The 11,515-nt window shown below is 34.9% G+C and carries 9 protein-coding genes; 4 read left to right on the top strand and 5 right to left on the bottom strand.

The genetic code is table 11. From position 1 onward, the window contains the following. Positions 1–2 precede the first annotated feature (2 nt). The 3 genes from ACS8MM_RS15465 to ACS8MM_RS15455 form a co-directional block, all read right to left on the bottom strand. Entirely contained in the window at positions 3–938 is a 936-nt protein-coding gene (locus ACS8MM_RS15465) for a PorP/SprF family type IX secretion system membrane protein (RefSeq protein WP_379718665.1), read from the bottom strand. Positions 939–965: 27 nt separating this feature from the next. Next, a complete protein-coding gene (locus ACS8MM_RS15460) occupies positions 966–3,626 on the bottom strand; it encodes a gliding motility-associated C-terminal domain-containing protein (RefSeq protein ID WP_379718662.1) in 2,661 nt (886 codons plus the stop codon). Between the two features lie 223 nt (positions 3,627–3,849). Next, positions 3,850–6,021, bottom strand: coding sequence for a carboxy terminal-processing peptidase (locus ACS8MM_RS15455; protein WP_379718659.1), 2,172 nt, complete (start codon positions 6,019–6,021; stop codon positions 3,850–3,852). A 140-nt stretch (positions 6,022–6,161) separates the two neighbouring features. Between ACS8MM_RS15455 and surE the strand changes: the two genes are divergently transcribed. The 4 genes from surE to ACS8MM_RS15435 all read left to right on the top strand — a co-directional run bounded on the left by surE (position 6,162) and on the right by ACS8MM_RS15435 (position 10,469). Continuing rightward, positions 6,162–6,929 (top strand): 5'/3'-nucleotidase SurE, encoded by a 768-nt coding sequence (surE, locus tag ACS8MM_RS15450; protein ID WP_379718656.1) that lies wholly within the window; start codon positions 6,162–6,164, stop codon positions 6,927–6,929. Next, on the top strand, positions 6,926–7,198 hold the full coding sequence (locus ACS8MM_RS15445; RefSeq protein WP_379718653.1) for a hypothetical protein: 273 nt from the start codon (positions 6,926–6,928) through the stop codon (positions 7,196–7,198). The genes surE and ACS8MM_RS15445 overlap by 4 nt, the downstream gene beginning before the upstream one ends. Next, the gene (gene lpxB, locus ACS8MM_RS15440; RefSeq protein ID WP_379718650.1) at positions 7,199–8,326 is read left to right on the top strand and encodes a lipid-A-disaccharide synthase; all 1,128 of its coding nucleotides are present in this window, start codon (positions 7,199–7,201) and stop codon (positions 8,324–8,326) included. 106 nt (positions 8,327–8,432) lie between these two features. After that, a complete protein-coding gene (locus ACS8MM_RS15435) occupies positions 8,433–10,469 on the top strand; it encodes a ComEC/Rec2 family competence protein (protein WP_379718647.1) in 2,037 nt (678 codons plus the stop codon). An 8-nt stretch (positions 10,470–10,477) separates the two neighbouring features. On the opposite strand, the gene ACS8MM_RS15430 is transcribed toward ACS8MM_RS15435, so the two are convergent. Beyond that, positions 10,478–11,005, bottom strand: a complete 528-nt coding sequence (locus ACS8MM_RS15430) for a thioredoxin family protein (protein ID WP_379718644.1) — start codon at positions 11,003–11,005, stop codon at positions 10,478–10,480. A 5-nt stretch (positions 11,006–11,010) separates the two neighbouring features. Continuing rightward, on the bottom strand, positions 11,011–11,466 hold the full coding sequence (locus ACS8MM_RS15425) for a thioredoxin family protein (protein ID WP_379718641.1): 456 nt from the start codon (positions 11,464–11,466) through the stop codon (positions 11,011–11,013). Between the last annotated feature and the right edge of the window lie 49 nt (positions 11,467–11,515).

Below are 11,515 nucleotides of genomic sequence, written 5' to 3'. Positions count from 1 at the left end.
TTTTAGAAGAAACGTGGCGATTTATCATAACCTTTTCCTAACAAATCCAAGTTAAACAGTAAAAACACCTCATGTGTTCCCGAATTAAACTGTCCGAGATTGGACAAAGTATGATCGTGTGCATAACCTATTTTCAATGTTTTAGTAGCATTGACAGCCATCAAACCACTTACAGAATCATCGAAACGATAGGAAGCACCTAACTCAAACTTATTATTGTACAGTACATTTGTAGACACATCGAATGTGATTGGGGAACCTGTAACAAACTTGGACATAAAAGCTGGTTTGACTTTCCACAAATCACTGACTTCAAAAACATAACCTCCTGTTAAAAACACGTGAATATCCTCTGAACCCAAAGCATTGATTCCTTGTCGTTCCTCGATATGTTTGGTTGGCAATAAATTGGGTGCTGAGAGTCCGACATAATATTGATCTGTAAAATAGTAAACTCCTGCCCCAATATTTGGTTTAAAAGCATTGACATTTTTATTGAAAGCCTCATCGGTAGAAGGGTCACCCGATTCCAACATAAAACCATTAAAATTGGTCGAGAGGTTCGTAAATCCCGCTTTCATTCCAAATGAAACACGATGACTGTTATTCAACTGAAGAATATAAGCAAAGTCCGCATAGAAATTAGTTTCCTTTTTAGCACCATCACCAATATCATCTGTTATTATTGAAACTCCCATTTCGATTTTTTTATTCAAAGGCAGGTGACCGAAAGCAGTTAACGTTTTTGGAGCTCCTACGGAACCTACCCATTGTGAGCGGTATAAAGTTCCTAAATCCAACATCGCCTGTTTTGCTGTCGCATAGGCTGGATTAATCACACTCATGTTATACATATAGTGAGTATATTGAGGATCCTGTTGAGCAGAAACCGAATAGGTGGTGAGGAAAAAACTCAATATTGAAAGTATTTTTTTCATCTAAATTTGATTTAAGTAAGCAAAGAATTATCGATTCAGGTAAAGACGGCCTTGTAATGGAGCCTTATTATTCTTATTGAAATAAACGACGTAGAAATACACACCGTTGGGAGCAACATCACCTATAAGTTTAGATTCAGTGTTTTTACCATCCCATTTAGGTTTATTTCTATTCCCTTCAAACATCAAATTGCCATAGCGATTATAGATTTCCAGTTTATAATCTGGATAAACGAATTCAATATTAGGAATCGTGAACGAATCGTTGACTCCATCTCCGTTAGGTGAAAAGCCATCAGGAATGAAAAAATCAACCGGTTCAGTTTCACAATCCGTTAGCGTTACTGTTACCGCAAGTACTTCTTTAGATTGACAACCTGTAATCGTCGAAGTATTTACACCGTAATACGTTGTTCCTTCCGTTAATACAGTTGTTAAGGGCAATACATTCCCCCCTATTGGCGCATCATACCACACTAAATTTCCTGAAACAGATACATTATCCGATAAATTCTGAAGTGTTGGATTATCTGCTCCACAAAACTGTTCCCCATCGGCAGTCAATACAGGTACAGGTACAATATCGACTGTTACAGTAACCGTTGTTCGGTTCGATTCACATCCTGTAAGCGGATTGGTTTGAGAAACATAATAATTCCCAGTAGTTAAAACTGAGGTTGAAGCCAAGGCAGTTCCTCCAGAAGAAACGCTATACCATTGGTACTGACTACCATTCGGAACTAAATCGGCAACAGTAGCATTATCCGTTTCACAAAAAGTCTGATCTGAAGCAGCTGGTGGATTTGGTAAAGCACTAATTATAAACGAATCCGAAACATTACTAATTACTACTCCACAAGCGTTGCCCGTGTTGGTAAGATTAGTAACCAAAACCATCGTAGAGCCAGTATTAGTCAATAGAACAGAAGGAATTGTAAATGATGTACTTCCTGAGGTAACAGCTAAAGTTTGTGAATTAGCCGATGAAACATTTGCTCCAGACAAATCATAATTGATTGTCACATTTGTTAAACTTCCTAATCCCGAAAGAATAGCATTTACAGGTTGGCCTAAGCAGACATCCCCAATTGACAAAGTTAATGCAGGAACCGAAGGTAAAGGTAACACTTCAAATGAATCAGAAACATTAACAGTTGCGGTACAAGTTGTAGTAGTATTTGTAACACTCGTAATTGTTATCGTAGTTGTTCCGGCATTCGCCAATAAACTTCCAGGTACGGTAAAATTAGCTACACCACCCGAAACTGTGACAAACTGGTTCTGAGGTGCAGAACTATTCACTCCAGAGAGTGTATAGACAATAGAATAACTACCATCAGGCAAGTTACCTATACCTGATAAAACAGCATTAGCGCTATTATTTTGACAAACATCATTAACCGACAAAATTGCGTTGGGTATATTTGGCGATGGATAAATAGTCAAAATATCCTGAATCAGTGGAATTGGATTCACACAAATCCCGAGACTTGTCGTCGATACTAAATTCGTAATTGTAATGATGTAAGAACCTACTGCTTGAAAATTGCTATTCGGAATAGGAAATGAAAGTACCCCTCCAACAAAAGTAGCGGTTACCGTTATGGGTGTGACTTGTCCAGAAACTGTATAAGTTACGTTATATGTACCGTCTGGAACAGTTGCAGGAGATTGTGTCAATACTGCAATATAATTCGCTGATGTTATTTGCGTTTCACAAATATCTGAATTCACTTGTAGCGCAATGTTATTATAATTTATTGGATCCTCAATTGTAATGGTTACTGTTTCAGACTCTCTATTACAAATTGGATTCGAAGGAAAAACTTCATAGGTAAAACTGTAAACACCTGCGCCAAAATTTGCATAAATGTTAGGCAAATTGATAACTGAGTCCGTTGGTGAAGTTAATTCACCAGTTCCGCTATTGTCAATCCATCTTCCTCCACCATCTTCTCCTGTAAGTAGACTATATAAATTCAAATTGGAGTAAGAAGAAAGATCCTGTGTGCTACAAAATTGCAAATTCGTTGGAGTTCCTGGTTCTGCAGGTGGATAAACCGTCAAAAATGCAGAAACCGAATTGGCAGCACAACTGCCAATCGCTGGCAAAGTATAGCTGAATTGATAAGTAGTTGCCGAAGTCACATTAAAAGATGACGGGTTAATAGAACTACCGGAAATTGGCGTACCAGTGGTCACATTAAACCAATCCCCATTGAATTGAGGACCAAGATTCCCACCAGTTCCACTAAACAACTGAAATAAATTGTAATTCGATTCATCACCACAAACAGCACCATTCGGTCCTGGCACACCTGCGTAACCGCCTACAGTAACGGTTATGGTTCCTGTTGTATCAGTACATCCCGAAACTCCGGTCACAGTATACGTATAGGTATAGACACCACTGTTTCTAATTTGATGTATGTTCAAGATTCCGGTTAAGGCATTCAATCCACCGGAATTCAGATCATCAGTCCATGTACCTCCTGGTGTAGGAGTTCCTCCGAGTAGAGCAAAAAGATTAATAGCTTGGTTTGTGGGGTTGGGAATATCACAGATTGTAACAGAATTGTCACTACCAGCACATTGCGCATTACTTTTCTGTATGCTGAACAAAAAAAGAAAAAAAAGCGCGAGTTGTAATGCCCCCAAATTTCTTAAAAAGGGTAATTTTTTTCGCATAGATTAGGGATAAAGTTGGGATAAATGTAGGAATAACTATGGATTTGAGTAAAAAAAACACGAAAACTCTTAACAATAACCGAAAAAAATCGATGAAAAAATACAATTTACCGTTAAAAAGCATTATTTCAATCCTCAATAACCTCTTTAAAATCAATCAATTGAAGTGATATCAACAAAAAAAGGCTGCAAATTGCAGCCTTTTTTTGTTGATATTTAAAAATTATGATTTTGTCAATAATTTGGGTTTTGTACTTTTTATTGCAATATTTTTATTTACAAAATTGCTTTTTATATCACCTAAAACATTCAAAGCTTCATCGATATAAGCGTCTTTTGTCATAATATCGTGCCAATCTTTTCTTTTCTGTGCCAAAACATTGTCGCGTTTCATTAGTTCAACCTCATCAGGCAATGAAAGAAAATTCAAATTATTTTTATAACTAGTAATCGCTTTATATTTCTTGGTAACCTCTTCAATTTGAGCTACTTCTTTTTTATACTTTTCTAAACTAAGATTTACTAGGTTATCTTCTTTTCTATCATTAATCCATTTTGCATTTTCATCAATCAATTTAAATTGAGCATTTTCAGCAATACGCTTTTGACTGTTAATTACAACCGTTTCAAAATTTAATATTGATTTGGTAGGTTGATAAACCGCTTGATCGATTTTATCCCATGGCATTGCGTTTTCAACATCTCTTTCTCCGATTTTAATATAAGAATAACGGTCAGGCATTGGAATATCACTGGTTACTCCTTCTAATTGCGTAGAGCCACCATTAATACGATAAAATTTCTGTGTAGTTGTTTTTAATGCTCCGAAATCTCCGAAAGTACTATTTTTAATAAATTGATTCAAATCAATTACATTTTGAACTGTTCCTTTACCATACGATTGTTTACTTCCTAAAATAATGCCACGTTTGTAATCTTGAATAGCTGCTGCAAAAATTTCTGAGGCCGAAGCAGAGAAATTATTCTGCAATACTACTAGCGGTCCATCCCATTGTACTTTTGAATCGTGATCATTCAACACTTCCTTCTTACCATTTGAAGATTTAATTTGAACAACCGGACCTTTATCAATAAACAAACCTGTAATATCTACAACTGTTTTTAGAGATCCTCCTCCGTTATCACGTAAATCCATTACAATTCCTTGAACACCCGCTTTTTTTAATTTTTCAACTTCAGCAGCTACATCTTTAGCAGCATCTCTGTTGTCATCATTTTCAAAATCTATGTAGAATTTCGGCAAATAAATCACTCCATATTTTTTTCCGTTTTTCTCAACAATACTTGATTTTGCGTAGGTTTCTTCAATTTCAACAACATCTCTTTTCAAGATAATAACTTGAATTGAACCATCAACTTTTTTCACTGTCAGACGTACCTCAGTTCCTTTCGGACCTTTGATTTTCTTCACCACATCGTCCAAACGCATCCCAACCACTTCTACGGGTTCGGCTGCACCTTGACCAACTTTTAGAATAATATCTCCAGCTTCCAATTGTTTACTTCTCCATGCCGGTCCACCAGAAATCAACTCGGAAATTTCAGTGTGATCGTTTTTCTTTTGCAAACGTGCTCCTATACCTTCCAATTTTCCACTCATGCTGATATCAAATTTCTCTTTTTCCTCAGGAGCAAAATAGAATGTATGCGGATCAAACTGCGTTACAATTGAATTAACATAAATTTCAAACCAGTTACTTTTTTCCAATTCAGCAATAAAATCGAAATATTCATTCAAAGATTTCAATGTTGATTCGCGAGCTTCTTTTTCAAGTTGCTCATATGTTTTTGGTGTAAACTTCTCATCTTTTGCTTTTTTCTCTTCTTCAATTTTTTGTTTGTCAACTAAAGAAGCCAAGACAGAAAGTTTCATTTGCAAACGCCATCTGTTTTTTAAATCAGAGTAATTTTTAGCAAAAGCAATCTTATCAGAATCAATATTAATTGTTTCATCTACTTTAAAATCGTATGGTCTGTCGCTTAAAGCTCTGTAAATCACTTTAGCTTCCGACATACGTTTTTGCAATTTATCATATACTAAATTGAAGAATGTCAAATCTCTATTTTTGATCATATCATCAATTTCATATTCATAAGGTTTAAATTCTTTAATATCTGACTCGATAAAAAAGCGTTTAGAAGGATCTACAGCATCTAAGAAATCATCGTAAACTCCTTTTGAAAACTTATCATCCATCACCGTAGGATTGTAATGACCTTTTTCAATAACGAAGGAAATTAGATCCAAAAGCATTTTATCTTTTTCCGGATCATGCTGTCTTTTAGGCATAAAACTCCATAGAAATGCCGACAAAGCAACGACTGCAAGTATTACTTTAAAATTCTTTCTCATAAACATCCAAATTGCATTCATAATGATTACTAAAGTACATAAAAAACCATGCCATCATATCGATACTTACATAATTTTTTGTTAAAGATGTAAAATTAAAGAGTTACACATAAAATTGCGTATTTTAGCCCTACTTTTTTATGTTAATTTTTTAGAGCGAAATGAAAAAACCATTGATACTGGTTACTAACGACGATAGTATCACAGCACCAGGAATTAGAACACTTATCGAAATTGTAAGAAATTTAGGTGACGTTATTGTGGTGGCACCTGACAGCCCTCAAAGCGGTATGGGGCATGCCATCACAGTCAACAATACACTTCAAATCAATAAAGTTTCTGATGAAAATGCTGAGATTACCGAATATACTTGTTCTGGAACTCCTGCGGATTGTGTCAAAATAGCCAAAAATGAAATCTTAAAAATCAAACCGGACTTGTGTGTTTCCGGAATCAATCATGGCTCAAACTCTTCCATCAATGTAATCTACTCAGGAACAATGAGTGCCGCCATTGAAGCTGGAATTGAAGGCATTCCATCCATTGGATTTTCATTAGCCGATTTTAGTTGGAAAGCCGACTTCGAACCCATAAAACCTTTTGTAAAAAAAATAATTGAACAAGTTTTAACCCATAAACTTCCAGATGGTGTGGTATTGAATGTCAATTTTCCCAAACTAAAAAGAGAAGAGATAAAAGGTATTAAAATTTGTCGACAAGCACGCGCCAAATACGAAGAAAAATTCGACAAACGTGTTTCTCCTTTTGGGAAAGAATACTATTGGCTTTCTGGTGAATTTGTAAATGAAGACAAAGGAGAAGACACAGACGAATGGGCTTTGAAAAACGGATACATTTCTGTTGTTCCAGTACAGTTTGATTTAACCGCACACTATGCCATCCAACAACTAAACACTTGGGATTTATGAGAAAAATTGATCTATTAATTGGTGTACTAATTGGTTTTGCTACTACTTTAATCGGAATATCACTGTTTTTTATATTGTTCACACCTTTCGGAATATTAGAAGGCATCCAGAATTACAAACACTTTGGTTTTTTAGGAAAAATTATCACAATAGGAGCTATACTGAACTTGATTGCTTTTTTCACGCTCTTGAAATTTGACAAAGAACTTATGGCAAGAGGGGTTGTTTTAGCCACTATTTTACTAACGGTCATTACACTATTTTTTTAAATGAAATATTACATTATTGCCGGAGAAGCATCAGGAGATTTACACGGTTCCAATTTGATGAAGCATATTTTTCAGGAAGACAATACCGCAGAAATTCGTTTTTGGGGAGGTGATTTAATGCAAAGCACCGGCGGAACATTAGTAAAACATTACCGGGATTTGGCTTTTATGGGATTCGCCGAAGTCATCATGAATTTGAAAACCATATTGAACAACATTGACGTTTGTAAAAAGGATATTTTAGCATTCCAACCGGATGTTTTGATTTTTATAGACTATCCGGGATTTAACATGCGTATTGCCAAATGGGCAAAAACTTTAGATTTCAAAACGCACTACTATATTTCTCCTCAAATTTGGGCTTGGAAAGAAAACCGTATCAAAGCCATCAAGCGCGATATCGACAAGATGTACGTTATTTTACCTTTCGAGAAAAAATTCTACGAAAAAAAACATGGCTTCCCAGTTGAATTTGTAGGCCATCCCTTAATTGATGCCATTCAGAATCGAACCAAAACCGATCCTGAAACCTTCAAAAAGGAAAATAATTTATCTGACAAACCTATTATTGCTTTATTACCAGGAAGTCGAAAACAGGAAATTGCCAAAATGTTGACAGAAATGTTATCGGTTGTTAATGATTTTCCAGAATACCAATTTGTAATCGCAGGAGCACCTAGTCAAGACTACTCTTTTTACCAACAATTCCTGAAACAGGATCAGGTAAAATTCATTTCAAATAAGACGTATGATTTACTTAGCATTGCACATGCCGCATTAGTAACTTCGGGCACGGCTACTTTAGAAACTGCATTATTCAAAGTTCCAGAAGTGGTTTTGTACAAAGGAAATTGGATTTCGTATCAGATTGCCAAACGAATCATTACACTGAAATACATCTCTTTAGTCAATTTGATTATGGACAAAGAAGTAGTAACCGAATTAATTCAGGACGATTGCAATTCCAAAAGAATAAAAGAAGAACTAACAAAACTATTGAATACTGACTGCCGAAATACCCTACTTGGTCAATATGAAATATTGGAAAAAAAATTAGGTGGTTTTGGAGCTAGCAAAAAAACGGCTCAGTTAATTGTTTCAGATGTATTAAAAACCACAAAAAAATAACACCTCGTTAATTAATTCATTGTGATTTAGCGCCAACAAAACAGGGTTAGAAATAGTTCCTGTTAAAAACATGTAAGTTTTTTCTTTCTTTTTGTATTTTCGTACTATGAGAATATTCGAATTTCCATTGGTACGGGTGTGCATCTGTTTTCTCTTAGGAATCATAACCGCACATTACACAGCTATTAGCCTTAACTTCTGCATGGCTATGTTTGGCATAGCTATTCTTTTTTTTCTTTTCAGTTATTTCCAATCGGCCAAACTATTTACGCAGCCAATATTTTTCGCACCCTCTCTCTATTTTCTATTCTTTTCAATTGGCATCACTGCATTACAGTTGCAAAACCCCAGTAATAAAAGGAGTCACTATACACAACTGCAAGATCATTTTGACAAACCTCATTACATTGAAATCTGTATCCAAGAAAAACTTAAAAGTTCAGCTAAAAACGACAGATACACAGCTATTGTATCCAAAATTAACAACAAGAGATACCAAGGGAAAATCATTTTAAATATAGCTAAGACAAACAAAGAAACAAATTTCTCCACAGGCACAACATTGCGAATCCTTGAACAGCTAGTCAAAAACTTTAAGCCAAACAACCCCAATCAATTCGATTACGGAAGTTATTTAGAAACCAAAGGAATTTTTGCTCAAATCTATACTGAAATATCCCATTTAAAAAAGAGTACAATTGTTAAGAGAGACATTTGGTATTATGCGGATCACTATAGATATACAATAGAACGAAATCTTGCTCAATCAGGCTTTCACAATGAAGAATTAGCGGTTATCATGGCGCTAATTTTGGGACAACAGCAAGACATCTCACCGGAAGTTTTAAGAGATTATCAATTTGCAGGTGCAGTACATATTTTATCAGTTTCGGGATTGCATGTAGGTTTCCTATTACTTTTTATTGGATTTCTACTCCAACCAATACCGAATACTAAAATTGGGAACAGTATTAAAATTATTATTACACTACTATCGCTTTGGTCTTTCGCTTTAATTGCAGGTTTTTCGCCATCAGTAGTACGATCAGCAACCATGTTTAGTTTTATCGCTATAGGTAAATTCATCAATAGAGAAACGAACTCTTTTCACACTACAATTGTTTCTTTATTCATAATTCTACTTATCGAGCCCAATTTTTTATTTGACATCGGATTTCAACTAAGCTATTTAGCAGTTTTTTCCATTCTTTGGCTACAACCTATCCTACAACGTATTTGGCAGCCAAAAAACTCCATAATTAATTATTTTTGGGATATCCTTGTTATCTCATTTGCTGCTCAAATTGGCACATTACCCTTGAGCCTATATTATTTTAATCAATTCCCCGGTTTATTTTTCATCACCAACTTGGTACTCATTCCTTTACTTGGTTTTGTAATAATGCCATTAGGAACACTTTTAATTGTTTTCGCTTTTTTAAATTGTATTCCCATTATATTAACCGAAGTGGTTGAACGTTCCATTGCAATCATGAATTGTTTTATAAGTTGGATTGCATCCATGGAAAACTTTATTTGCAAAGAAATTCCAATGAATCAAAGTTTACTTGTAGCAAGTTACTTAACAATTGTACTCTGGATTTTGTGGATTCAAAAACCGAGCTTTCGAAAATTAGCTTTCGCATTAGGCAGTGTAATTGTTTTACAAAGTCTTTACTTTTTTATTCGTTGGAATGAACAATTCAATAACGAATTCATAGTTTTTAACACTAAGAACAAATCTATTTTTGCAGAAAAAAAAGGTCAGGAAATACAACTTTTAACGAATGACACATTAGCGACAACAAGCTTTGAGCACAAAATGCTTCAAAACTATGCTATAGCCAATTTCAGCAGCTTAAAAAAAGCACAAAACACTTCAAACCACCGCTATTTCAATCATAAAAAGATCCTAATAATTGATCATTCAGCAGTATATTCAAAAGCAGACAAAGCTGATGTACTTATCCTTTCTCACTCCCCAAAAATAAATTTAGAGCGATTATTCACGCATTTCAAACCCAATATTGTAATTGCCGATGCCTCCAATTATAAAAGTTATGTCAACCTTTGGAAAGCCAGTTGTGTAAAAAACAAAATCCCTTTTCATAGTACGTATGAAAAGGGATTCTACAAATTATAATTGCACCTTTATTTTACTTTTTTTGGAGCTTTTCTTTCTTCTTTTGTGTAAGGAACAAATTTTGAAATAATTTGATCTGCTCCACTTAACCAGGCAGAAGGACCACCAGCAACATAACCTGTACTTCCCAATTGTTCAAAATTGATACTTCCAGCATTATCATTTGCTTTTACAAACCAAACTGTAGGATATCCTCTTACACCAAACACTTGTTGTAATTGTGCATTTTGCATTTTAACATCATCTGCTTGAGCTGTACGTCTTGGAAAATCCAATTCGACCAAAACCACTTTATCTTTTGCCCATTTTTCAAATTCAGGAGTCTTGAAAACTTCTTTTTGCAAACGTATACACCATCCACACCAATCACTACCCGTAAAGAACATAAAAATAGGTTTATTTTCTTTTTTGGCAACTGCTACGGCTTCTTTAACATTGGTATGCCATTTTAAAGTATCTTCCGTTTCACTTTTCCCGATAAAACTAAAAATCAAGAATACGGGAACTAATAGCAATAAGTATTTTATTTTTCTCATAGTCATTACTTTAAAAAACGTAATAATTCTTCTGGTGTTTTAAATCCAGTTGTCTTTTCCTGAACTTCACCGTTTCGATTCAAAATATAGATAGACGGATACCCTTCCACTTTAAGAAAAGCAGTCAATTCATGCGCACTGTTTCTACCTTTACGAGTAGGATCAAAATTCGGATTATTAAAGCTATTCCCTTTAAAATTCACCACAGAATTACCCTCGGCGTTAAACTTAACCGCATAATAATTTCGATTGATTAAATCGGCTACTTCAGAATTTTGAAGTGTATTGGTATCAAACATCTTGCATTGCGCATACCAATCCGTATAAACCTCTAAGAAAATAGGTTTCGGATTTTTCTTTTGCTTTGCTAAGGCTTCTTCCAAAGACATCCAGCGTATTTCTTGTGCTTGCATAGCAAAAGTACCAAACACTAGGAAGAAAGCTAAAAGTAACTTTTTCATCATTCAATTTTTATTACTGTATCTCAAAAACAATGCCGAAGTTAGTAAA

The sequence above is a fragment of the Flavobacterium sp. MAHUQ-57 genome (assembly GCF_051908335.1).
GTDB lineage: Bacteria > Bacteroidota > Bacteroidia > Flavobacteriales > Flavobacteriaceae > Flavobacterium.
Note: the sequence above shows the minus strand (reverse complement) of the source record. Positions and strands in the feature narration are given on the sequence as shown.